Origin of the sequence: Limnothrix redekei LRLZ20PSL1 (assembly GCF_043235035.1) — a bacterium.
Classification (GTDB): Bacteria; Cyanobacteriota; Cyanobacteriia; order CACIAM-69d; family CACIAM-69d; genus CACIAM-69d.
This window is the reverse complement of record NZ_JAZAQF010000001.1, coordinates 191,417-215,556: the sequence shown is the minus strand read 5'-3', so window position 1 is coordinate 215,556 and position 24,140 is coordinate 191,417. Positions and strand designations below refer to the sequence as shown.

Here is a 24,140-nt window from a genome sequence, read left to right as displayed (position 1 = left end):
GATTTGGAAAGTGACTTGCACGGCTGGTCGATTCGGCAAATACGGCAGGGATTTGATACTAGTCTAGTCGCAAATTGGTGGGAGACCCGCTCCCCCGTCACAACAATCTGCAATGTTTTTTGAGGAGAGTTTGAGCACCCCGCGCCCATCGTCCGATCGCCTTGCCCCCTTCCGTAAAAATCATCCAAAAACACCCAATTTGCAGTGCTTCTTCCCTGAGAAGGATACATTTTCTATTTTTTCCGCTCCCCTTGTCTTTACTTTTGGCCAGCCCCGCTTTAGCCTTAGCGACAAAGGCCGTCATCCCGAACTGATCAAAGCAATCGAACCCACCCTGGGGGATAGATCAATCTATAGGGAGCCAAGAGCTTTTTTTAATCTAAAAATTTTGAGCAGTCCGATTCAAATTTCTGCCGCTTGGGGCTATAGTCTTAATGTAGTCAATCTCGATTCCGGTGTTTTTCTGGATTCTGCCCAGGAGCGCATCTAAAGCTGCCTCAAAAATTTATCTCCGTGCTTAGTCTCTAGGCGATCAATTTTTATGGGTAAATCCTAGGCTTCAGCCATGATTGGCATTGGCCGGTCTAAATTTAGGCTGCCTGTCAGAGCATGATCAACACCGGTAAAACCTGATTCCGATCGAGAGAGACATCCTCACTGACCATCCTTCGATGCAAGATTGTGCGGTTTGATCGTTTGTAGAATTACCGCTGGATTTTGCCAGATTATGGCAAATCCCTGATTTTTGAGGGGGCCAATCCAGTCGAATCGAACAATCGATCCAGCCAAGATCGATCGGGGTTTGATCACCCTCCAATGATTCGAAGAGTCTCTGAGGAAGTGATGTCTGAATTGGGGAAGTTCGGAGCAATTGGTCTCGACTAGGGAACGCGCTAGGCTACGTCGGTTGCGTTCTTAGGTTAAAGGGCAATTGCATCTGGGGAACTCCGATTCAGCCGGGCTAGGCTTTTTTAACTGAACTGAATGTTTGACAGCAATGAGTGATTCCGCAACTGCTCAACAACCCACACCGCTGAAGGGTAAAGCCCTACTGCAAAAACTGAAGGAACTCTCGAATCTGCCCCGTCGCGAAAAGGCAAAGCGCTGCGGCTACTACAAAGAGACCAAAAGCGGCCAAGTCCAGGTGAACTTGGCTGAGTTTTATGATGCATTGTTGGAAGCAAAAGGCACGCGGATTGATCCGGAAAGTGCCAAGGATGGCCGGGGTCGCGAACCGACTTATCGCGTGACGGTGCATCAAAATGGCCAAATCGTGATCGGTTCGACCTATACCCAAAGCATGGGTCTGAAGCCGGGCGATGAGTTTGAGATCAAGCTGGGCTACAAGCACATTCGCCTGGTGCAAGTGGACGGCAAGGGCGAAGAATAACTTGCAGAATAGCCCCTAGCACCAATGGGGGTAGACAAGGGGCTTAAGCTCTCTGTTCTCATTCCTGAGACAAGGGGCTTAAGCCCCTTGTTTTTCTGGTCGTTGGGAGGGTGCGTCTTGAAGGGCCTGATCAGGCCTGATTAATCTGGCCTGATTGGTTTGTGTTGTTTGGTTTGCACTTTTCGGTTTGCACTTGTTGCCTTTCGGCTTGTACTTTGCGATTTGTGCTTACTCGCGTGGATTTTTGCGAGTTTCTAGCAACTTCTATCGCGCCGGGCGCAGGCGATCGAGTTCCCGTTGCAGGTCTTCAATTTGTTGGCGCAGGCGATCGGCTTCGGTGTTGCCGGTTGAGCGCGCCGTGGTGGTTGCATTTGCCGTCACATTCACGGCCCCTTGAGCCACATCCCGTTGATAGTCCCCGCGCCGAATGGCTTGATATTCCGCCGAAGTGGCCCAATTTTGGAGATAGCTGGCTCGCTCTACAGGGAAGGGATGGCTGCTGTACATGCCCTGGGGCAAGTTGTTGTAAAGAAAGAATTTATAAGCCTGATTCATGGCATCCGCGTCCAGGGATTGGTAGTCGCGGGCTTGCTTTTTGAATTCCGCAAGGCTCAGTTCTTGCAAATGTTTGGGACTGCCGCCGGCCACTTTCACCATGGTCATCAATACGGTGTCGAGATCATCGGTGGCAATCAGGGCGGCTCGATCGGCCGACAGTTCGGCCTTGCGCTTCCATTCATAAAACGCCATGACCAATGCGTTGCTAATTAGCATGTTGCTTAAGCCCATGGTCATTTGCCCCACCATGGAAGCCGCATACAGCGTCCAAATGGCCATTTGGGTGAGGGTGCTGTGGCCACATTTCAAATGCCCCAATTCGTGGGCCAACACCACGCGCAATTCGGCTTCGTTCAGCAATTCCAGCAGGGCGGTGGTGAGCACCAAGGTGGGCTGTTCTTGACCAATGGTGAAGGCGTTGACCTGATAGCTTTGGCTGACGAACAGGGCCGGCTCCGGGAACACATCGAGGTCTCGCAAGCACTCCCGTAGGAGCTGATGCAGGCTGGCGTATTGACGGGGCCCCACTTGGACGCTGTTGCCCATATGGTAGAGATATTGGGGCCGATCGACCGCCACTTCTAGAAATTTGCGTGCCACCAAGTCAAATCCCGGCAGGCTTCGCAGGGCTTGCTCGGCTTCGCGATCGAGCGGATGACGAAAGGCTTCGCTGGAAATTCCGGGATAGCTAGGCATGGTTGGGAGCAAGGGCCCTCGGAAGGGGCCAAAATGACTGCAAGTTCAGCGTAGCGCGTTCCCCAGGATGGAGCGCCCTAAAGGCAGCGATCGCGCCGTAACAGTTGTCGATAGGTCACCGCGCTCAGGCCCAAGCCCCCGATCGCCACTCCGCCCAACACCCACAGATGCAAGGCAATGTCAGCGGCCGTGGCTCCCTCGCTAGCCACCCGCAACAGGGCTTCATTCATGTGGTAAATCGGGTCAAAGCGGGCCAACTGTTGCAACAGGGGTGGAAACAGCCAGGCAGGCACAAAGCTGCCGCCCAAAATCAGCAGGGGCACGCCCAAGGCCGCCACCAACGCATTCACATCTTCCGTGCGCCGGGCAAATTGTCCCCCCAGCACAAAGCCCACCCCCACATAGGCCAACACACTCAGCAACCCGATCGCCCCGCCCAACCACCAGGCCCCCTGGAACTGGGCCCCCACGGCGGTGGCAATGATTCCTACAATGACCGCCTGGCCTAGGGCGATCGCCCCGTGAGCGAGGCTAATTCCCAAAAAATAAGCCATGCCACCCAGGGGCGACAGGCCCAGCCGCCGAAACGTGCCCGACTCTCGCTCGCCCACCAGGGTTGCCACCGTGCCGCCCAGGCAGCTAAAAAACAGGGCCGCCCCCACCCAGGACACCGGAGCCGCCCGCTCAAAGGCCGCCGCGATCGGCAGTTGGGCCCGCTCCGCCAAAATCAACCCATTCAGCACCAACACCAGCGCCGGAAACAGCGACCAAAACACCAAGCTGCGCTTGCGTCGCCACAACTCCTGCAAAATCCGCCGAGCGATCGCCAGCGTCTGCCGACTCATTAACCGAAGCGCGGTCGGAGTCACTGGAAAGCATAAGGTTCTGGGAGATCTGATCATCTTTCTGATCATCTTTCTGATCATCCTAAAAATTCGGTGGAGCCTTTGAAGTCATGATTTTGAGTGAGCCATTGCCCTCGATCGCGCAAGGAGAAAGCCCTGCAATCATGCACCGGAGCCGAATCCAAGCCCTCCCAAACCAGCCAGCCAAACTGTGACGGTGCGAATGTTTTGGTAGTTTAGGGTATGACTTGGAGTTTCCAAAACATTGTTGACGCTGAATTCAGCCCTCTACTCTCGGAAAATTTTGCCTTATCCTATTCTTAGCTTGGTCAATGCATAAGCGTGATGAATGTAACCTTAGGCGAGTTTTACGATTCCCTACCTGATACCCAAGAATACCTAACCTTGGGGTTTTCGCCGAGTGCGCAAGCTCGCAAAATTCGTTGGCGCAACTATGGACTATCGGCCGATTTTTTGGGCGACTATTTCGCCACCTTTTTTCCGGGCAACAATGAGGACGCGGCCGATAGCTCCAGCACTCAAGAAAATGTTAAAGCCTGTATTAGCTATGTCGCCAATGAACTCATTGAGAATGCGATTAAGTTCAGTGATGAACGGGTGAACAGCCCAGTCACCATTTCTCTCTATCTCTATGAGTCCAGCATCTTGCTTCTGGTTTGCAATAGCACAACGGCCGATCGCGCCATCCGGTTTCAGAAGCACATCCATGATATTTTGACGACTGATCTTGACCTACTTTATGCTCAACGACTAGAGCAAATGGGGCTTGAAGAGTCCAATGAATCTTGCCTGGGGCTGATTTCAATCATGGCAGATTACGGAGTGAAGATGGGATGGCGATTTAAACCATCTACCCATGATGACAACTCCGTTGATATCAGTGTGATGGCTCGACTCACAGTGTAGTGATTGACTACTAAAATGTCGATCGCCTGGGAGCTGAGCAAAGAGACCAAGATATTGTCAAACTCTTGCCAGCATTTCGGTGATGGGGGGATCCCGAAACCTTGCATGGCCCAGAGCAAGTTCATGTAAGGATAGTTAAGGCTCGATCGCATGGTGAAACTGCACCAACTGCGATGGCTCATTCGCGTGACTGACTGGATCTAGTAACGGGATCTAGTAACGGAATCTAGTAACGGGATCTGAAGATGCAGACCCACTGGTCAGCATCACCGCAGGATCACGATTCGATCGCGCCTTCTCAATTGGTTCGCCCCCAGCCCTTCCGCCTTACATCATGACCCTATCTTTCTGTTAATACCCCTTAGCTCCTGGTTTTCTCCAATGCCCCAGTCCTCCGCAATTTCCCACCACTCATTCGTATGGAACTAAAACAACCGGACTACAGCATTCAGTATGACCCTGCCACGGCAACGATTCTCTGTCGTGGTTCCCTGCGCCTGGACGGCCTTGAAGCCTACCGTCCTGTGCTCGATATTTTGGAAGCGGCGGCGGAAGAGTCTGAGCAAATCATTGTTGACCTCCAGGAACTCGAATTCCTCAATAGCTCCGGTATCAGTATGCTGTCTATGTTTGTAGTTCGGTTGCGACAGCGGGGGACAGCAAAGTTAACTTTTAAAGGATCCGCTAATATTGTTTGGCAAACGCGATCGCTCAAAAATCTCCAGCGTCTCATGCCCAGCATTGAACTAGTGCTAACTTAGCGATCATGAGCTTGGAAAGAGTTTCGTGGGTCATGGCCGGATGGCTCACTCAGAAGGGATGGCTCGGAATGGTTAACTCAGAATAGATCGCTCGGAATCGATCGCCCAGCGTCGATCAGCCCTGAGTCATCACACCTGAGTCATCATCATGAAAAGCCATCATTCGGTGGGTAATCCTGCGGTGAGCCATCCTACGGCATCGATCACACGGCATGGATTACCTCAATCACCCTTGATCCTTCCAGGTCTGTGCAGCGCTCAGTTCAACATCCATTGGTTCAATAACTAGGCTGGAACTAGGCTGTGGCGTTGATGTTGATCGCTCCCTCGGCTCTACCCTCTACAAGCGGTCTATGCCGCGTCTGTTTGGAGATACTGTGCGCGATCCCCAGTCGCTGCCCGATCCGGCGGCATCGTCTGATCCACAAGCGTTGATTGAAGAAAACAAACGCCTTCGCCAGCAGGTGGCTGCTTTAGAGCAAAGCAACCGCGATCTCCAGATCGCCCTTGAAACCACCGCCATCCATGGTGACTGTATTGAAAACGAACTACAGTCCACCCTGTCGCTGTACCGTCGCCAACAGCAGCGATTGCAGACGATTTTGAAGCAAGTGGCCCAACAGAAGCGCGATCTGGAGTGGGTTTTGCAAACCACGATCGAGCATAGCAGCGTGATTGAAAACGAGCTGTTGAGCGCCAATGAGCGGTTAACCCTCGAAGCCAATCAACACCGGAACGCGGAACAAAAACTGCAATCGCTGTTGGGGACGATTACCCGGGAGCGGGAAGACCTGGAACATGTGCTGCGGCTGATTATTGAGCACGGGGATGCCATGATTGAGCAGCTCTATGTGCAAGCCACGGAAGCGGGAGCCAAGGCCACGATGGATGCCTTAACGCGCGTGGCCAATCGACGGCGGTTTGATGAATATTTGGAGCAACAATGGCAGACGCGGGGCAGCCGGTCTGAGCCATTGGCCTTGGTGATGGTGGATGTGGACTCCTTCAAGGCCTACAACGATTTGCTGGGCCATGTGGCGGGGGATGTCTGTTTGCAGCAGGTGGCGATGGCGATCGCCCAGGTGGCTCGATCGACCTCGGATTTGGTGGCTCGCTATGGGGGCGAAGAATTTGCGGTCTTGTTGCCCCGCGCCACCTTGCAGCAGGCGGAATTGGTGGGAACCCGAATTCGCCAGGCCGTGTTGGGGTTGAATTTGCCCCATCCCCGATCGGTCGTCAACCCTTGTGTGACGGTGAGCGTTGGGGTGGCAGCCATATTTCCCTCCTTGACCACCTCGCCCACCCTGTTGGTATCCCGGGCCGATCGGGCCCTATATGCCGCCAAACAACAGGGGCGCAATCGGGTGGTGGTGGCTGACGAACTCAGCAACGAAACGATCGCCCTTCGATCGGCCGTTGAAATGCGAATTCATTAGGATTGGCACTGAATTAGCCATGAATTAGCCATGAATTAGCTCTGAATTAGTCATTAATGAGCCATGAATGAGAGAGATCTTGAATTGGGCCCAGAATTAGGCCGAAAATTAGGCCATCAATTGAGTTTTGAATCAAGTTCTGAGTCAGGTTTTGAATTGAGATTCAAATCGGGCATCGAATCGGGCTGTTTTTAAGCTGTTTTTAACTTGAGGTCACCCCGAATGGGGCCAGTTTTACATTGTTTTAGCCTGATATTGGGCGCAACCAATGACATGGCCTAGGATTGGGAGGGCGGATAACCGTTTTAAGTGACAAAAATTTTTAAGTAACATTTACGTATGAATTTACAAAGACGCTTGCTATTCATGATGGCGGGAGTGGCGGTGGTGGCCGTCTTGCCCACCATTGCCATTTTTCACTGGAACACCCATCACGAATTGATTCGGCGCTCGGAAACGGACGGCGTGCGCCTGGCCAACACCCTCAGCCGTGCTCTGTCGGTGTTGCGAGATGTGCCGGCCACGGTGGAAAACAAATTGGGCCAGCAAATGGCCGCCACAGCCACAGCCTTAGCTCAGTTGGTGGATTTGAGCCAAAAACGCGGCGAACCAACCGCCCAACTCCAACAACGAATTAACAGGATCCTGGCTAATTCGATCATCGATGAAGTTTGGATTTCCGATGCGGATGGATGTGCCCGTTTGCGACCGCCCGGGGAGGCGGTTTTTTGTTTTAATCCTGATCCGAAAAAACAACCCCAAGCCCATGTGTTTTGGCCCCTGTTGACGGGCAAGGCCAAGATGGTGATTCAAGAACCTCGGCGGCGAGAAATTGACGATCGCGTCTTTCAATATGTGGGGGTTCCGGGAATTGATCAGCGCCGCATTGTGCAGGTGGGTAACCATGTGGCCTTTTTGGAATCCCTCCGCCAGGCTCTGGGTCTCGATCGCCTGATTGAGGAGTTGCTGCGGGAACCGGACGTGCTGGGCATTTGGGTGGTTGACTTGCAGGGCAAGGTGATTGCGGGTCAAGCTCGCCCGGAAAGCGGCCTCGGGAAGCAATTGGCCGAGCAGCAATTGTCTCTCTTGCGCAATAGCCTCAGCACCCAGGCAACGGCCCGCGTGGTGGATGACAATCTGCTGCATGTGATTGTGCCGTTGCGCGATCAGTCACAAACCTTGCAAGGATCCGCCCTGGTCACCCTCTCACTGAAGTCCCTGCAAGAGGCATTGGCCACCCAAACCCGATCGCTCCTGATGGTGTCCAGCATGGTGCTGTTGCTGGTGGTGGTGGTGTCCTATTGGATGGCGGGTCGGTTGGTGGAGCCAATTGTGGCCCTGAATCGGGCTTCCCAGGCAATCGCCCGTGGCCATTGGGATCAACCCTTGCCCACCGATCGGGAAGATGAAATCGGCGCATTGGCCACCTCCTTTGCGCGGATGGTCACCCAACTGCAAGTGCATCTGGAAACCCTGGAACAGCGCGTCACCGAGCGAACCTATGACCTAGCGCGGGCTAATCAGGAAATTGTGACCCTCAACCAGCAGCTCACGGACGAAAATCGCCGGATGGGGGCTGAATTGTCCGTGGTGCGTCGTTTGCACCAAATGATTCTGCCCAAGGAAGAAGACTTGCTGAACACGGCGGATTTGGAAATTGCCGCCTACATGGAACCGGCCGATGAGGTGGGCGGCGACTACTACGACGTGCTGCACCGGGATGGCCGGGTGGAAATCAGCATTGGCGATGTGACGGGCCATGGCTTGGAAAGCGGCATGGTGATGCTGATGGTGCAGGCGGCGGTGCGCACCTTGCAAGCGGTGGGCGAAATTGATCAGGTGAAAACGATCAACACCCTCAATCGCTTGGTCTATGACAACACCAGGCGAATGCGATCGTACCGCAACATGACCCTTTCCCTGTTGGTTTATGAGCGGGGGTCACTGCGTCTCAGCGGTCAGCATGAGGAGGCGATCGTGGTGCGGGCGGATGGGTCGATCGATCGGGTTGATACCTTGGATTTGGGCTTTCCCCTCGGGATTGAAGCGGATGTCAGCAGTTTCATTGCCGAAGCGGAGGTCTATCTCAATCCCGGCGACTTGGTGGTGCTCTACACGGACGGTCTGACCGAGGCGGCCGACCACAGCAACCAGCTCTATGGGGCCGATCGCCTCTGTCGGTTGCTGCGAACCGAGCACCATCGCACCCCCCAGGAAATTTGTAAATTGGTGGTGGATGATGTGTATCGCCACATTGGTGAGGCCAAGATTTTTGATGACATCACCCTGATTGTGATTAAGCGACAGCAGGAGCCAGCCGATCGCCCGATCGAGTCTGCCACGGCGATCGACTGGCCCAATGTTTGTAGCGTACCGTCCTTGTCGGCTTAGGTCGCAAAATCCACGACTTCAGCCCTGGTTCACCCCCAAAGGCGCGGCGGCGACTCCCTGGGCGATCGCTTGGCCCGCAATCCAACCCGTAGACCAGGCACTTTGGAAATTGAACCCGCCCGTGATGCCGTCAATGTCCAAAATTTCACCGGCAAAGTGTAACCCCGGGCAGGAGCGACTTTCCAGAGTTTTGAAGTCCACGGATTTCAAATCAATGCCGCCACAGATCACAAACTCTTCCTTGAAGACCGCCTTGCCGGTGATTTTGAATTCTCCCTGCACCAATTCGCGCACCAACGCCTCGATCGGCCCCTTCGGTAAATCGGCCCAGCGAAAATCCGCCGCCACCCCCACCGCTTCCACCAATTTTTGCCAAAGCCGTTTCGGCAACTCCGGCGGCCCAGCGGTGGACACGGCCTTGCGTGGGTTTTGTTGCTTCAGGGTTCGCAGCCGATCGCGTGCCTCCTCTGCCGAAGCTGTGCCCAGCCAGTTCACCCGCAACAGGGCCCGATAGTGAGCCTCGTGGAGCGATCGCGCCGCCCAGGCCGACAACCGCAGCACCGCCGGCCCACTCAGGCCCCAATGGGTAATCAGCACCGGGCCGATTTGCTCCGAGTCCGGTGGCTTTTTGCCTTTGCCCCCCCGATCGGCCTCCGGCAAAACCAGCCGCACCTGGGCCCGCTCCACGGCCAACCCCGCCAGCGTGTCTAGCCGGGGATCGGGAATGGCCAGGGTGAACAGCGAGGGAACCGGCGACACGATCGGATGGCCCAACCCCGCCGCCCAGCGGTAGGCCGTCGGCTGGCTGCCCGTGGCCAGCAACACCCGATCGGCCGTCAAAATTTCCCCCGATCGCAACTGAACTTGGAATTGTCCCGCCTCGTGGGTGATGTTGCTGACCGCCGCCCGCGATCGCAGCCGCACGCCCGCTCTTTCCGCCGCCCGCATCAAGCAATCGGCAATGGTGCTCGATCGATCCGTAATCGGAAACATCCGCCCATCCGGCTCGGTTTTCAGCAGCACCCCCTCCCCCACAAACCAAGTCACCGTATCGCGGGGTTGAAACCGGCTAAACACCCCCCGCAAAGCCTTGGCTCCGCGTGGGTAATGTTGCACCAACTGGGATGGCTCAAAGCAAGCGTGGGTCACATTGCAGCGGCCGCCCCCAGAAATCAGCACCTTGCTCAGAAATTGGGGCCCCGCCTCCAAAACGGTCACATCCAGGTCAGCATTCGCCCGCGCACAGGCGATCGCCCCAAAAAAGCCCGCGGCCCCGCCGCCCACCACCACCACTCGCCCCGATCGGTTCATGTTCGGGCGATCGTCCAAACTCATCCCCTAACCTCCCGTCACGATCGGCCAAAAATGGGCCCCAATCCGAAACAGACTCAAGCCAATAAAACTCAGCAGCGCCACAAAAATGACCACATTCGCAATTTCCGATAGTTTATTCATGATGATTAGTTCAATAGGCGGTCTGTCAATGACCTGATTAAGATAGCATTACAAAAATCACACAATACCCGAATTAGCGTAAAAATTTAAAGGAAGTTCCAGATTATTTGATGAACATTCATAATGAATCGATTAAATTTTGTCTCAGCGGTTTTTGTAGCAAGCTTAATGACATCTCTCCAGAGCTGTAATTTTCTACCAGGACAGTCTGAATCTCAGCCTAATGCGTCGCCATCTACTCAAGTCAGTCCGTCTACTCAGCCTAGTACAACCATTCAATTCAGGGATGCTGTCAATAAGGCAATGGAAGCGGCCAAGCTAACTCAAACAGCTAAAACCTCGGAAGAATGGGCAAAAGTTGCCGAAAATTGGCAACAAGCCATTAATTTAATGAAGTCAGTTCCGGAATCTAGCGCTAATTATTTAGTTGCACAGAGGAAAGTAACTGAATATCAGGGCAATCTTCAATACGCGAAGCAAGCTGCTGCTAGCCTGGGTAATGCAAGTCAACCCTCAGAATCACCAACCAGCCCAAGTATTCCTATTTCTGAAAAGGCTGCGCAGTTGCAAACAGGGATGACATATCAAGCAGTTATTTCTTTATTAGGTCGTCAGCCTGATACGGTCGTGAATGATCAGATTCGCCAAGAGTTGGGCGAATTGCCACAGGGAAATGATTTAATCAAATTTGAATGGGCTAATGACAACCCAAACTGTCATCCAGTTTCAGCACAATTCAATCCTTTGGATATGACTCTAACTGGATGGGATCAAGGCTTGACTTGCACAGGGCCCAGCCTTTTTAACAAGCCTTTTGGAAAACCTTGCGCTGAAACGCAGCTTTGTAAGGCTCAGTAAAATAGATTTGAGTTCAGAGAAAGTTTGCCGTGGTTTTTGTAGGTAATCAACACAGAGACTACGGCAAATTCATGAATAATTCACTGAGTAAATCATTGATGAATATATTAATAATTTACATAAAGAAAAAGTCATAAATTGAGACCAAAAATAATTTTTTGAAAATTCAATGAATGAACATCTTGATTTTAATTAGGTTAGTCAATTTTTGGCAGTTAATTATTGAATTCATCACAAGTATTACGAATTTGGTATTGCAGAGCACAGTAGGCAAATCTTCCTAATTTCTTTATTGACAGTTCTCGGTCTTTAAAACCAAGATCGGGTTATCGGTGATCCAATTTTTAGGGATCCACGATCAAGTCCCATGGCACAATTTGCTATCCATGAGCAACATTAACGTTTAATTTCATTATTCAACATTAATGTTGCTAAAGGTGCTGAAGTTGCCGCTGTTCTGATCTGAATCATTGGGTCTGAATCATGAGGGATATTGCGTTGGGGTGAATCTCTTCAGGTTCCGCATTTGATGCCGGTATTGTCAGTTAGGCAAGAATGATATGAAACCGTTAACCCATCGCACCAAAATTGTGGCCACGATCGGGCCGGCCAGCGATTCTCCAGAAATGATCCGCAAAATGCTTTTAGCGGGCATGAATGTGGCGCGGCTGAATTTTTCCCATGGTCACTATGATGATCATGCGGAGCGAATTTGGCGACTGCGGCAAGCCTCCGAAGAACTGGATTTGCCCCTGATGTTACTGCAAGATTTGCAAGGGCCAAAAATCCGCGTGGGTGATTTACCACCCGAAGGAATTCCCCTCACAGAGGGAGAAATTTTAACCCTCGTCCCGATCGCAGAATATCAAAATCAACCCAACACTGTCGGCATTGACTATCCGCACTTGGCCACTGAAGCAGAACCGGGCACACAAGTGTTGCTGGATGACGGGCTGTTGGAGTTGTCAGTGCAACAGATTGATGGTCATGCGGTTCATTGCCAGGTCATTGAAGGTGGCATTCTCAAAAGTCGCAAAGGGGTGAATTTTCCAAGCCTAGATTTGCAGTTACCTTCCATTACCGACAAAGATAAACGGGATTTGGAGTTTGGGATTGCCCAGGGGGTTGATCTGATTTCTTTGAGCTTTGTGCGCAAGCCGGAAGATGTGCAGGTTTTGAAGGCATTGTTGGCGGCTAAGGGTGCGGAAATTCCGGTGTTGGCCAAGTTGGAAAAACCGCAGGCGATCGCCAATTTGCAGGCCATTATTGATGAATGTGATGCGGTGATGGTGGCGCGAGGGGACTTGGGAGTGGAAATGCGCCCGGAGAAAGTGCCCTTGATTCAAAAACAGATCATTCGCCTCTGTAATCAAAGGGGAATTCCGGTGATTACGGCAACCCAAATGTTGGACAGCATGATCCATAATCCACGCCCCACACGGGCGGAGGCCAGTGATGTGGCGAATGCGATTATGGATGGCACGGATGCGGTGATGTTGTCCGGTGAGTCGGCGGTGGGCAGCTACCCGATCGAGTCTGTCAAAATGTTGGCGCGGATTGCCACGGAGGTGGAACCCTCAATTCAATTTGTGAACTATCCACCCAACCAAAATGAGGATACGGATGCCATCAGTGAAGCCCTGCACGCGATCGATGAAACGATCGATTTGCAATGCATTGTGGCGTTCACCGAAACGGGATACACCGCCCAACTGGCATCGGCGGAGCGCCCCAAAACGGCCATCATTGCTTATACCCCCGATCCCAAGGTTTATCACCGTTTGAGTTTAAGTTGGGGAGTCAGGCCCATTTTGCTGAAGGGATTTAATGGGGAAACGTTGGCCTCTGCGTTGGCGCTGGTGGAGCAAGATTTGTTGGCTCGTCAATATGCAGCGTCGGGGGATAAGGTTTTGGTGATGGGCGGTGTCCCTTTTGGCAAGGCCGGGAGTACTAATTTTCTGAAAATTCACACGATCGCTGCCGATTAGCAAGGGAGACTGACCATTTTTGGCTCCTGGGGTCAGGGGCGATCGCTCTAAAATCTCAGCGATCGCACCAAGGCCCTATGGCAGAATTGAGGGCGTTCAACCCGGGCGTTCAACTCGGGTGTTCAAACCCGACGGGTTTCATCTGGCGATCTTCTGACGATCTGTTGAGATGATCGGTTGATCTGTCAGTTTAATGATCTGTCAGTTAATGATCTGTCAGTTAATCTGCAACCCGATCGCCCCTCACGCGCACCGACGCTACAAGCACCAAAATTTTTGCCAGCCATGACCAAATTCATCTTCGTAACCGGTGGTGTCGTTTCCAGCATTGGCAAAGGAATCGTCGCCGCCAGTCTCGGTCGGCTGCTCAAGTCCCGGAATTATTCGGTTTCCATTCTCAAGCTCGACCCCTACATCAACGTTGACCCCGGCACGATGAGTCCGTTTCAACACGGCGAAGTATTCGTGACCGGCGACGGAGCCGAAACCGACCTAGACTTGGGCCACTATGAGCGCTTCACCGATACGGACATGTCGCGCCTCAACAGTGTCACCACCGGCCAAATCTATCAATCGGTGCTGAACAAGGAGCGGCGCGGCGACTATAACGGCGGCACGGTGCAGGTGATTCCCCACATCACGGGGGAAATTCGCGATCGCATCCATCGGGTGGCCCGCAACACCAACTCCGATGTGGTGATTTCGGAAATTGGCGGAACGGTGGGGGATATTGAGTCGCTGCCCTACCTGGAGGCGGTGCGCCAGTTCCGCAAGGATGCGGGGCGCAACAATGTGCTCTATGTCCATGTGACGCTGATTCCCTGGATTCCGGCGGCGGGCGAAACAAAAACCAAGCCCACGCAGCACTCGGTGAAGGAGTTACGATCGATCGGGATTCAGCCCGACATCATTGTTTGTCGGTGTTCTCAGCCCTTGCCGGCCAACCAACGGGCCAAGCTGTCGGAATTTTGCGACGTGCCCGAAAGTTGCGTGATTCCCGCCATGGACAAGCCCAGCATCTATGATGTGCCCCTGAGCTTGGAAGAAGAGGGCCTCGCCCACCAGGCCCTTGCTCTGTTGGGGATGGAGCCTCGCCAGCCGGATCTGAGTCGTTGGCGGAATTTGGTCGATCGCCTGCATAACCCTGTGCGCACCGTGACCGTGGCGATCGTGGGTAAATACGTCAGCCTCAGCGATGCCTACTTGTCTGTGGTGGAAGCCTTGCGCCACAGCGCGATCGACACCCACAGCGAACTCAACATCCGTTGGGTCAGCTCCGAAGACTTGGAAAATGGGGGGCCCGAAAAATACCTCAGCGATGTGGACGGCATCGTGGTGCCCGGTGGGTTTGGGATTCGGGGCATTGACGGCAAAATCGCCGCCATCCGCTACGCCCGAGAAAACCATATTCCGTTCCTGGGCCTCTGTTTGGGAATGCAATGTTCCATGATTGAGTGGGCCCGCAATGTGGCCGGTCTGCCGGGGGCCAACAGCGCGGAATTTGATCCCCAATGCGAAAATCCCGTGATTGGGCTGTTGCCGGAACAGGAAGACGTGGTGGACTTGGGCGGCACGATGCGCCTGGGGCTGTATCCCTGCCAAGTGCAACCCGACAGTTTGGCTCACCGGCTCTATGGCAAGGAGGTGGTTTATGAGCGCCACCGCCACCGCTATGAGTTCAACAATTCCTATCGATCGCAGGTGATCGAAACGGGCTACCGCATCAGTGGCACATCGCTGGATGGTCGGCTGGCGGAAATTGTGGAGTTGCCGAGCCACCCATTCTTTTTGGCCACGCAGTTTCACCCGGAATTTTTGTCACGGCCCAACCGTCCCCATCCCCTGTTTTTGGGGTTTGTGCAGGCGGCGATCGCCCGACAAGCGCCCAGCAGCCCAGCCCCGATCGCCCCGCCGGAACCGGCTTTGGCATCCCTGGAGGCGGTGAATTCCGTGGAGGATCCGGCAGAAGATCCCCTGTCCACTTTTGCCAGTAATGCAGAGGCGGAACTGGCGAACTTGTAGAGTCTTGTAGAGTAAGGTTGATGTCGTTCGGGCGATCGCGCGGCTGTGGCACATTGGATTCAGTTTTCCTACGAACGCAACGAATATCTCGTGAATTTGGCGAGTATTCGGTTTTTTGCGCGTGATAGCAGCCAGCGCATCTCGTTTTGGCTGCCGGACTCTGCCATGCCCGTTGTTTTGGTTCCCCAGGATCATCCAACGGCCTACCAGCAGGTAATGGAATTTATCGATCGCCTGCCGGATGCCAACGCCGACTGTTACTGGGTGCATTTGGTTTACGATCGACGGGAATACACCATCAATCTGAAAACCATTCGGGCCTTCTCCCGATCGGCTAACGGGCGGCTGGTGTTTTGGTTGCCGGACAATGGCCAAGACATGGTGTTGCACCCGGAACTCAACGCCGAAGCCTATCATTTAGTGAATGACTACATCACTAAATGCATCACGGGCCCCGGAGCGATCGACCCCCTGATGGGCGATTGACCCCCTGATGGGCGATCGATATCAACACAAGCCTCAATCGTCATGGGGGCAAGGGGCTTAAACCTTCGTGGGGCAAGGGGCTTAAGCCCCTTGTCTGTGTTGATCGTTTTGTCTGTGTTGATCGGGGGGCGTACAGAGTTGTGATTGCCAGACGCTACCAAGGATTGCCGATGACGGTGAACGCAGCCCAGTAGTAGGGGTGCGATAGCAGTTCCTGGCCGGTGGCAGCAATATCCGGCGGCAGAAACACCGTGCCACCCCGGGCTCCGGAGCCGCGTAGCTCATTGCCCTCAATTCGCACCTGACCCCGCAGGAGCGCCAATTGGGCTTGGCGCAGGGCTTCCGACTTGGTGGGGGCCTGGCGCAATTGGCGATAAAACTCGTTCATCAGGGCTAGGGTTCCCCGATCGCTCACATACCAAAGACTGGCGATCGAGGCCTTGACTCCAGAGGCGATCGCCATGCCCGCAAAGCCCAACTCCGCTTCCCGATCGCCCACGGCGGTTCGACAAGCACTGAGCACCAACAATTCCACCGGCTTGCTGATCCAGTCGATCGCCTGGATTTGCGCCAAGCTCAATCGCTCTTGCCAAAACTGAATAAACGACGCTTCGGGGCGACCGGCTTTAAATTCCGCATGGGTCGCCAAATGTACGATGCCGTAGTCGCTGCGTTGGCGTTCCCGTTGCAGCGCACCCAAGGTGAACTGGTTGTTTAAGAAATAACGACCGGGCCACAGACCGGGCCGATCGCCATTGCCGACGATCGCTTCCAGCTCGATCGGCACACCGGGCAAGGGGCTGAGGTTGGTGGTGTCTTCAAACTGCGAAGCGCCCATGGCCAGCACCCGCGATCGCCGGAGGTTGCCCGCTTGAGGATCAAAGAGGCTGAAGCCGGGAATTCGAGCGATCGCGTATTTTTCAATCAAAAAGCGCTGGCCATCGTGCAAGGCTGCCAAGGGAGCCGATCGCAACCCCTCTCCGGGGCAAAAAATCAGCAGCTCAATCCCTTCCGCCTGGAGTTGTGACTCGATCGGGGCAATCAGCCAATTGTGCAAGCGTCGTGCATAGGGTAAATAGTTCACCCCGTTCCGCTGCACCGGGTTGGTGATGGCAACGGTCAGCAGCTTCACCGCTTCTTTGACGGTGGCTTGGGACGCGCCGGGAATGATTTCAATTCTGGGTTCGCTGCGGCCGGTGACCAACACCAATTCCACATCATTGTCCCGGGGCATCATGTACAGCAGCGCCGATCGCTGGCCGGTGCGCCGTTCCATTTCCCGCAACTGTTCCGAGACAATCGCCGCCGAAATGCGTCGGGCGGGTAAGTCGCGGTTGAATTGGCGTTCGTATTCCCCCTCCCACAACGCTTCGATTTTGTTGACCACGTTGGCGGGGGTGACGGGTTCGCTGGGCTGGCTGGCCCAACCCGGCGGCGCGATCGTGCTGCCCACCATTACGGCTGCCAGGCTCGCCGTCAACTGTCGAATCATGCGATCGCCCATGGGTAGTGAAAACGCTGTTCCTATTCAAACAGGGCAACTGGGCGATCGTCAGGGTAACGTCAGTTTGAAGTTATGCAAGTTCATGTAAACGTATTGCTTTTTTAGCTTGCCGGAGTATGGATAAGTGCAATATATAAAAAATGGCTACTATTGCCTTAATGGCACTCAAAAGGCTAAACATGCAGCTCAAGATCATAATTTCAACCATTAGCATTCTTGTAACCGCTTGTAGCTCTGCGACAAGTCAACTAGAGACTACTACAGACCCTAACAACTCTTCATCGCCACCACAGACAGCATCTCCCATTGCGAAAACTTCCTCTGTTGAAGTGACTGAAAACGAATTCGGTCAATCTTGGCCATTAACGGTTCCAAGTGGAACTCTAGAATGCGTAGCGTCACAGCAGGTTATTTTCCGAGTTAATGGAAAGGTTTATGCAGTGAATGGCTCCGCAAAAGCAACGGGTGCGCTTCCCATTGATCCTATATGGAAGGATAATCCTGCAATTCAAGGTACTAAAATTCCAATTTCAGGATTACTCAATCGTGGATTAGAGCTATGCCAATAGATTTTAGGAGAGCCTAACTGCACTGATAGTTAGGCTCTTCTGACTATGACACTCTCATCCCTGCTCATGATCTCAGGCATTAGGATGATCTCTGTTGCGGGTCGATCGCATCCCGTAGCCCATCTCCGATGAAATTGGCGCTTAAAACCGTCATAAAAATCGCCAGCCCCGGAAAAATTGCCATATGCGGCGCGGTTTCCAAAAAATTCTGGGCATCATAGAGCATTCGCCCCCAAGTGGGCACATCGGGCGGAAAGCCCAGCCCCAGAAAATTCAGGGTCGATTCCGTCAAAATGGCCGTGCCCACCGCCAAGGAAGCCGCAACAATAGCCGGGCCGATCGCGTTGGGCAAAATATGCCGCCAAATTAACCAGCCCGATCGGGCCCCCAAGGCATAGGCCGCCAACACGAAATTTCGTTCTCGCAGAGTCAGGAAATTAGCCCGAATTAACCGCGCCACACTCATCCAGTTCAGCCCACCGATCGCCCCAATCACCAGCAGAAAAATCCCCAATTCTGGCCCCGCAATCGCCCGCAACGGTTCCCGAAAGAGATAAATCAGCAGCAACAACAGGGGCAACTGAGGCAAGGCCAAAAACAAATCCGTGAGCCGCATCAACAGCCCATCCACCCAGCCGCCATAGAACCCCGCCACCGCCCCGATCGTTGTGCCCAAGGTGACCGCCACCAGCATCGAAGCAATGCCCACCGTGAGGGACACCCGCCCACCGGACAGCACCCGCGCCAACAAATCCTGCCCCCGATCGTTCGTGCCCAACCAATGGGCCAAGCTGGGGCCTTGGTAGGCGCGGCCATAGTCCAAGTCCGTGGGCGAAAGGGGATAGAGCCACGGGCCCACCAGGGCCGCCAGCCCGATCGCCCCCAGGCAAATTAGCCCAAACAGGGCCAACCGATCGCGACAAAATCGCCGCCAAGTCGCCCCCCACAGACTTTCCGAGTGATTCATTGACCTGGTTTGTAATTTTGTCTAATTTTGTCTAGTTCTGGCTTGTTCTGTCCTGCCCTATCGTGTTCTATAGCAACCGCACGATAGACCGCACCATTTTTGCCTTATCCCATGACTGACTTTTCCGAGCCACCCAATCCCCAACATCTCGCCACCTTGATTCGTGGCACCAGTCTGTATTTAGTCGGGCTAATGGGGTCAGGAAAAAGCAGCACCGGCCGCCAGTTAGCTGCCGCCCTGGATTATCGCTTTTTTGACACAGATCAGTTGATTGAGCAGGCTGCTGGCCAGTCGATCGCCCAAATTTTTGCCACCGAAGGCGAGGCGGCCTTTCGCCAACTGGAAACCCAAGTGTTAGCGCAACTGTCCGCCTATAAGCGATTGGTGGTGGCCACCGGGGGCGGCATTGTCACCCAACAGGAAAATTGGGGTTATTTGCGCCATGGATTGGTGATTTGGCTAGATCCCACCCTGGAGACGATCGTGGAGCGCTTGCGGGCGGATCCGGCCGAAATTGCCCAGCGGCCCCTGTTACAGTCGCCCGACCCGGTGGCGGCCTTGGCGGAATTGCGCGATTGCCGATCGGCCCAATATGCCCAAGCGGACTTGCAAGTGGCGATCGAGCCGGAGCAGTCCCCCGCCCAGGTGGTGGATCAAATTCTGGTGGGTATTCGGGGAGTCTTGCGGCCGGAGGTAACTGGCTCCACTGAAAATTAAACCGAGGATTAAGGATTTTTAGGATGAATGAATCGATGAATTAATCAATCACCGTTGATTAACCCCCAGAGGCCGTCATTGTGACCCAATCTCGTCGTCAGTTTGTTCAAAATCTATTGGCTGGTGGTTTGCTGGCCACGGGGGCGGCGACCTGGCTGCAACGGGCCGATCGCACCTGGGCCCAAAGTCCTCCCAATTTGGAGCAAGCCCCCCCACCCGATCGAGGTGATTTGCGGATCATTGCCATCAGCGATTTAAACAATGGCTATGGCGAAACGGATTACCGCGCGGAGGTTCATCAGGCGATCGCCCTGATTCAGCGCTGGCAGCCGGATTTGGTGCTTTGTGGCGGGGACATGGTGGCGGGCCAAAAGCTGGGCCTCACCCGATCGCAGTTCCAAGCCATGTGGGCCGGGTTCGATCGCACCATCTACCGGCCGCTGCACCAAGCAGGGATTCCCTTTGCATTCACCTTGGGCAATCACGACGCTTCAAACATCACCTTGCCCGATCGAACCTTTAAATATGCACTCGATCGAAACGAAGCCGCAGCCTATTGGCGAAGACAGCGATCAACAATGAATTGGGACTGGGTGGATGATGCCTGGTTCCCTTTTTTTTATGCATTTCGGCTCGGAAATGCCCTAATTGTCTCCTGGGATGCTTCGGGGCCCGTCATTCGTACGGAACAATTATTACGGGCGGAACAGTTGCTTACCTCAGAAGTCGGCCGAGCAGCCCAGGTGCGATTGTTGTTGGGTCATATGCCACTCCATGCGGTTACTCCCCAACGCAACCAGCCGGGAAATGTGTTGCGAGACACCACCCAAGTGCAATCGCTCTTGGAACGGGCCCAAGTCACTGCCTACATCACGGGCCATCACCATGCTTACTTTCCGGCACGCATGGGTACGGTCGATCTATTACACCTGGGATGTTTGGGAGGCGGTGCGCGATCGTGGCTGGGCACCTCTAGCACTCCAATCCGCACTTTGACCGTCATTGATGCACGGTTTGGATCTCCCAATTTGCGGTATAGCAGTTATCAACTCAATCCGTTCCGCTCCCTGCGTGATGATCAGCTACCTCGGGAAATTGTTGGGTTTAACGGTCGGTTGGTGCGGCGCGATCAACTACTGTCCAAAGATCATGCTTTGAAGGTCACAATTTAAATAGAGGACACTAAAAGCTGAACGCGAAAAATTGAACGCTAATCCCAAACGCCAATCGATTTTTCGCCAATTCTGCAAAGCGTTGGTTGGGTTATTCCCGATCGACCATTGGGTAGACGATCGATGAGCGATGGCTGGCTAGCACTCAAAAACGACGGCCCGGGATTACCAAAACTAGGGCTGATGTCGCTGATAAGTAGGGGCAGGCATGACTCAAGGACGAAATGGTTGGGGTGTAGTGCGCAGTCAACGAAATCACCGATCGAGCTGCCGAATCCGGCGGCCGGGGGGTAAAAGTCGTCCTCAACGATCGGTTCTCCCGTTAGGGTTGGCTGCGGCCTTGGTGGTCTGCTTGGGGTGCGTTGAGGGGGTGGGGCGATCGGCCATGGCGCGATCGCCCCAAGATTTGGGAACCGGCCCAACGCCCACAGCCCCTTGGCCCGGAAAATTGCCGCCTCGCAGCCCCTACACGGAATTGTGGGGGCCCCTGGGCTTAACGGGTTTGTCCCTGGTGCTGTGGCTGAGCGATCGCCTCTTGCGCCATCGCCTGCTGAAGGTTCTGGATCCGAGCCTCATGGCGGCGGATCCCTTGGGGGCGGTTCCCTGGCCGTTGGGCTGGTGGCGCTGGCCCTGGCCCCGAGTTCGATCGCCCCAATTTCCCCGATCGCTCCGATTGCCCCGTTTCCTAGCCCATGCCAATCCTGAGGCTCTGGGGGATGGGGTGGTGCAAGGGGGCAACCGTTCCATGGGGCCCATGGGTGGTGCAGCCAGTGCGGAATCTTGCCCTTCCACCGTTGCGGCGGCTGCGTCTTCGTCCTTAGCCGAAGCCCAATCCCCGGCCTATGCCGACTTGTGGAACCGGGTTGTGGCCGTGACCAGTGCGGCGGCTGATTTTGACTCCGCTTTGGAAGAAGCGTTGCAAGTGTTGGGCCAAGAAACCGGGTGGGTTGCGGGCGAAGCTTGGGTTCCCAGCCTGGATGGTGCATCGCTGGTTTGCAGCCCCGCTTGGTTCTGTACGATCGAGGGCGTGAACTTGTTTCGGCAGGCTAGCTTGGACTTGACCCTGAAGCTGGGCTGCCAGCCACCGGGACGAGTTTGGCAAACCAAACGCCCGGAATGGATCAGCAACTATGAGCTGGAGTCGATCGACCATTGCAGCCGCAGCCAAATGGCCCTGGGGGTGGGCTTGCAATCGAGCGTGGTGTTGCCCATTCTGACCGGCGATCATGTGTTGGCGGTGCTGGCTTTGTTTGCCGCTAGCCCCCGAGAGCAAGACTTAACCTTGCTGAACCGGTTGGCGATCGTCACCGCCCAACTGGGGCCCATTTTGCAGCACAAACAGGCCGAAGCCCGCTACCGCAACCTGTTTGAACGGGCGATCGAGGGGATTTTTCAGGTGTCTCCCGATGGTCGCTATCTTCATGCCAATCCCGCCTTTGCGGCCATTTTGGGCTATGAGTCTCCCGAAGCGGCCCTGCGGGCCCTGAATGCTACCGATCGCCGCCTCTACGTGCGCCCGGCCGATGAGGTGCGTTTCCTGGAACTGTTGGAACAAAGTCAGGATGCTTGCAACTTTGAATGTCAGGTCTATTGCCAAGACGGCCAACGCATTTGGGTGGATCAACGGGCCCAGGCCGTGCGCGATCGCAATGGCCGATTGCTCTATTACGAAGGGTGCCTGTTAGACATCACCTCCCGCAAATGGGTGGAAGCCCAGTTGCAATACAACTCCTCCCATGATGTGCTGACGGGCCTGTGGAACCGGGCTTGGTTTTTGGAGCGGTTGGTGGAGGCCGTGTCTCGGGGGCGGCGCGATCCGCAGTTTCGTTTTGTGCTGCTGTTTTTGGATATTGACGGCTTCAAACGGATTAACAACAGCCTGGGCTATTGGGTGGGCGATCGGCTGCTGATGATGCTGGCGGGCCGTTTGGAAAAGGCCATTTCCCCCGATTATGTGCTGGCTCGCACGGGGGGGGATGAGTTTGTGGTGTTGGTGGAGTCCGCCGCCACCTCCGACGAGGGGCAATTGGCCGCCGCCAAGGCCGCCGCCCACCGCCTTCAGGATGTGTTTCGCGATCCCTTTGTGGTGGATGGGCGCGATGTGTTTTTGCAAGCGAGCATGGGCATTGTTTGCCGCCCCGATTCCCACGGAGATTCGCGCCCCGACCAGCCCTATCGGATTTTGCGCGATGCGGATGCGGCTTTGCATCGGGCCAAACAACAGCGCAATGGCAGTTTTGTGATTTTTGATGCGGCCCTGCAATCGGACACAGAACAGCTATTGCAACTGGAAACGGATTTGCGCTGGGCGATCGAGCGGCGGGAATTTTGTTTGCATTACCAACCGATCGTTTCCCTCGATTCCCGATCGATTGTGGGGTTTGAAAGCCTAATTCGCTGGCAACACCCGCGCCACGGGTTAATGATGCCCGCTTCTTTCATTGGGTTGGCGGAGGATCGCGGGGCGATTGTCCCGATCGGGAATTGGGTGTTGCAGTCCGCTTGCAAGCAAATTGCAATCTGGAAAACCCAAATGCCCGAAGTGTTTCCCATTTGGGTGAATGTCAACCTTTCGGCCCGGCAACTGGTTCCCGAGTTGGCTGACTTGATTGAAGTATTAATGGATGCCTACGACCTAGAAGGCTATGAACTTCGTCTAGAGATCACCGAAACTTCCTTGGCGCTGGATCCAAATGCCAGCCGCGCCTGTCTCGATCGACTGCGGGAACGGCGGATTAAAATTTGCCTCGATGACTTTGGCACGGGCTACTGCTCCCTCAACTATTTGCGGGAATTCCCGATCGACTCGATCAAAATCGAGCGATCGTTCATTCAAGCCATGCTCGAAAATCAGCGCGACGCGGCGATCGTCCGTGCCGTCATCGGTTTAGCCAACGACTTGGGCCTCAGCGTCATTGCCGAGGGCATTGAAACCCAACCCCAAATTGATCACCTACGAGACTTGGGCTGCGGCTTTGGCCAGGGCTATTTATTCTCCAGAGCTGTGCCCGCCGAGGAAGCCGGTCAGTTTCTCAATGCCGGATTGCCACTGGCCCTTCGTTCCTTGCCCCGTCCCCAATCAGCTCGCCATCCCCTCTGCTAGGTTGCTGATTAACCTTCATGGTCGCGATCGGGTCTGAATCAATGCCTGATCGCGTGGCGATCGAGGGGCTGAAGTTACCAATCTTCCCCCCCCTGTTGGGAACGAGGCTGGGGCCACACCGCAACCGGCTTACTCAAGACCTCGATCGGGAATTGGCTCAAGAACGCGATCGGGCACAAAACCAAGCACCAACGACAGCACTGAAAAGAGTGCTAAATATCAAGATAGAACAATCAAGATAGAACAAGGCCGTCACAGCTCAAGGCAGCAAAACCTAGCGCAGAAAAAATTGCTA

The 24,140-nt window shown here is 54.5% G+C and carries 19 protein-coding genes; 14 read left to right on the top strand and 5 right to left on the bottom strand.

Annotated features, from left to right (window positions below):
• Nucleotides 1-112 precede the first annotated feature (112 nt).
• Together VPK24_RS00905 and VPK24_RS00900 are read left to right on the top strand one after the other, a co-directional pair.
• Nucleotides 113-490, top strand: coding sequence for a hypothetical protein (locus VPK24_RS00905; RefSeq protein WP_393009880.1), 378 nt, complete (start codon nucleotides 113-115; stop codon nucleotides 488-490).
• Between the two features lie 507 nt (nucleotides 491-997).
• A complete protein-coding gene (locus tag VPK24_RS00900; RefSeq protein ID WP_099534465.1) occupies nucleotides 998-1,390 on the top strand; it encodes an AbrB family transcriptional regulator in 393 nt (130 codons plus the stop codon).
• A gap of 264 nt (nucleotides 1,391-1,654) precedes the next feature.
• Here VPK24_RS00900 and VPK24_RS00895 read toward each other — a convergent pair whose 3' ends face one another.
• On the bottom strand, nucleotides 1,655-2,644 hold the full coding sequence (locus tag VPK24_RS00895) for a M48 family metallopeptidase (RefSeq protein WP_393009878.1): 990 nt from the start codon (nucleotides 2,642-2,644) through the stop codon (nucleotides 1,655-1,657).
• 77 nt (nucleotides 2,645-2,721) lie between these two features.
• Nucleotides 2,722-3,489: an ABC transporter permease gene (locus VPK24_RS00890; protein WP_393009876.1), complete on the bottom strand. Its 768-nt coding sequence runs from the start codon at nucleotides 3,487-3,489 to the stop codon at nucleotides 2,722-2,724.
• 345 nt (nucleotides 3,490-3,834) lie between these two features.
• Between VPK24_RS00890 and VPK24_RS00885 the strand changes: the two genes are divergently transcribed.
• The 4 genes from VPK24_RS00885 (at nucleotide 3,835) to VPK24_RS00870 (ending at nucleotide 9,004) form a co-directional block, all read left to right on the top strand.
• Complete coding sequence (locus VPK24_RS00885; RefSeq protein WP_393009874.1) at nucleotides 3,835-4,416, top strand: slr1658 superfamily regulator; 582 nt, start codon at nucleotides 3,835-3,837, stop codon at nucleotides 4,414-4,416.
• Nucleotides 4,417-4,835: 419 nt separating this feature from the next.
• A complete protein-coding gene (locus VPK24_RS00880) occupies nucleotides 4,836-5,177 on the top strand; it encodes a slr1659 superfamily regulator (RefSeq protein WP_393009872.1) in 342 nt (113 codons plus the stop codon).
• Nucleotides 5,178-5,530: 353 nt separating this feature from the next.
• Nucleotides 5,531-6,613, top strand: a complete 1,083-nt coding sequence (locus VPK24_RS00875) for a GGDEF domain-containing protein (RefSeq protein WP_393009870.1) — start codon at nucleotides 5,531-5,533, stop codon at nucleotides 6,611-6,613.
• 339 nt (nucleotides 6,614-6,952) lie between these two features.
• Nucleotides 6,953-9,004, top strand: coding sequence for a PP2C family protein-serine/threonine phosphatase (locus VPK24_RS00870; RefSeq protein WP_393009868.1), 2,052 nt, complete (start codon nucleotides 6,953-6,955; stop codon nucleotides 9,002-9,004).
• Nucleotides 9,005-9,022: 18 nt separating this feature from the next.
• Here VPK24_RS00870 and VPK24_RS00865 read toward each other — a convergent pair whose 3' ends face one another.
• A complete protein-coding gene (locus VPK24_RS00865; RefSeq protein WP_393009866.1) occupies nucleotides 9,023-10,339 on the bottom strand; it encodes a BaiN/RdsA family NAD(P)/FAD-dependent oxidoreductase in 1,317 nt (438 codons plus the stop codon).
• 243 nt (nucleotides 10,340-10,582) lie between these two features.
• Here VPK24_RS00865 and VPK24_RS00860 point away from each other — a divergent pair, with 243 nt between their 5' ends.
• The 4 genes from VPK24_RS00860 to VPK24_RS00845 all read left to right on the top strand — a co-directional run bounded on the left by VPK24_RS00860 (nucleotide 10,583) and on the right by VPK24_RS00845 (nucleotide 15,813).
• The gene (locus VPK24_RS00860) at nucleotides 10,583-11,317 is read left to right on the top strand and encodes a hypothetical protein (protein WP_393009864.1); all 735 of its coding nucleotides are present in this window, start codon (nucleotides 10,583-10,585) and stop codon (nucleotides 11,315-11,317) included.
• 560 nt (nucleotides 11,318-11,877) lie between these two features.
• Nucleotides 11,878-13,305: a pyruvate kinase gene (gene pyk, locus VPK24_RS00855; protein WP_393009862.1), complete on the top strand. Its 1,428-nt coding sequence runs from the start codon at nucleotides 11,878-11,880 to the stop codon at nucleotides 13,303-13,305.
• A 285-nt stretch (nucleotides 13,306-13,590) separates the two neighbouring features.
• Nucleotides 13,591-15,327, top strand: coding sequence for a CTP synthase (locus tag VPK24_RS00850; protein ID WP_393009860.1), 1,737 nt, complete (start codon nucleotides 13,591-13,593; stop codon nucleotides 15,325-15,327).
• Between the two features lie 45 nt (nucleotides 15,328-15,372).
• Entirely contained in the window at nucleotides 15,373-15,813 is a 441-nt protein-coding gene (locus tag VPK24_RS00845; protein ID WP_393009858.1) for a hypothetical protein, read from the top strand.
• Nucleotides 15,814-15,967: 154 nt separating this feature from the next.
• Here VPK24_RS00845 and VPK24_RS00840 read toward each other — a convergent pair whose 3' ends face one another.
• Complete coding sequence (locus tag VPK24_RS00840; protein ID WP_393009856.1) at nucleotides 15,968-17,317, bottom strand: CHAT domain-containing protein; 1,350 nt, start codon at nucleotides 17,315-17,317, stop codon at nucleotides 15,968-15,970.
• A gap of 140 nt (nucleotides 17,318-17,457) precedes the next feature.
• Here VPK24_RS00840 and VPK24_RS00835 point away from each other — a divergent pair, with 140 nt between their 5' ends.
• On the top strand, nucleotides 17,458-17,886 hold the full coding sequence (locus VPK24_RS00835) for a DUF2511 domain-containing protein (protein ID WP_393009854.1): 429 nt from the start codon (nucleotides 17,458-17,460) through the stop codon (nucleotides 17,884-17,886).
• 79 nt (nucleotides 17,887-17,965) lie between these two features.
• Here VPK24_RS00835 and VPK24_RS00830 read toward each other — a convergent pair whose 3' ends face one another.
• Nucleotides 17,966-18,853, bottom strand: coding sequence for an ABC transporter permease (locus VPK24_RS00830; protein WP_393009852.1), 888 nt, complete (start codon nucleotides 18,851-18,853; stop codon nucleotides 17,966-17,968).
• Nucleotides 18,854-18,964: 111 nt separating this feature from the next.
• On the opposite strand from VPK24_RS00830, the gene VPK24_RS00825 reads away from it, so the two are divergent.
• From VPK24_RS00825 to VPK24_RS00815, 3 genes are all read left to right on the top strand, one after another.
• Nucleotides 18,965-19,570: a shikimate kinase gene (locus VPK24_RS00825; RefSeq protein WP_393009850.1), complete on the top strand. Its 606-nt coding sequence runs from the start codon at nucleotides 18,965-18,967 to the stop codon at nucleotides 19,568-19,570.
• Between the two features lie 80 nt (nucleotides 19,571-19,650).
• Nucleotides 19,651-20,742: a metallophosphoesterase family protein gene (locus VPK24_RS00820; protein WP_393009848.1), complete on the top strand. Its 1,092-nt coding sequence runs from the start codon at nucleotides 19,651-19,653 to the stop codon at nucleotides 20,740-20,742.
• Between the two features lie 208 nt (nucleotides 20,743-20,950).
• Nucleotides 20,951-23,845: an EAL domain-containing protein gene (locus VPK24_RS00815; RefSeq protein ID WP_393009846.1), complete on the top strand. Its 2,895-nt coding sequence runs from the start codon at nucleotides 20,951-20,953 to the stop codon at nucleotides 23,843-23,845.
• Nucleotides 23,846-24,140 lie beyond the last annotated feature (295 nt).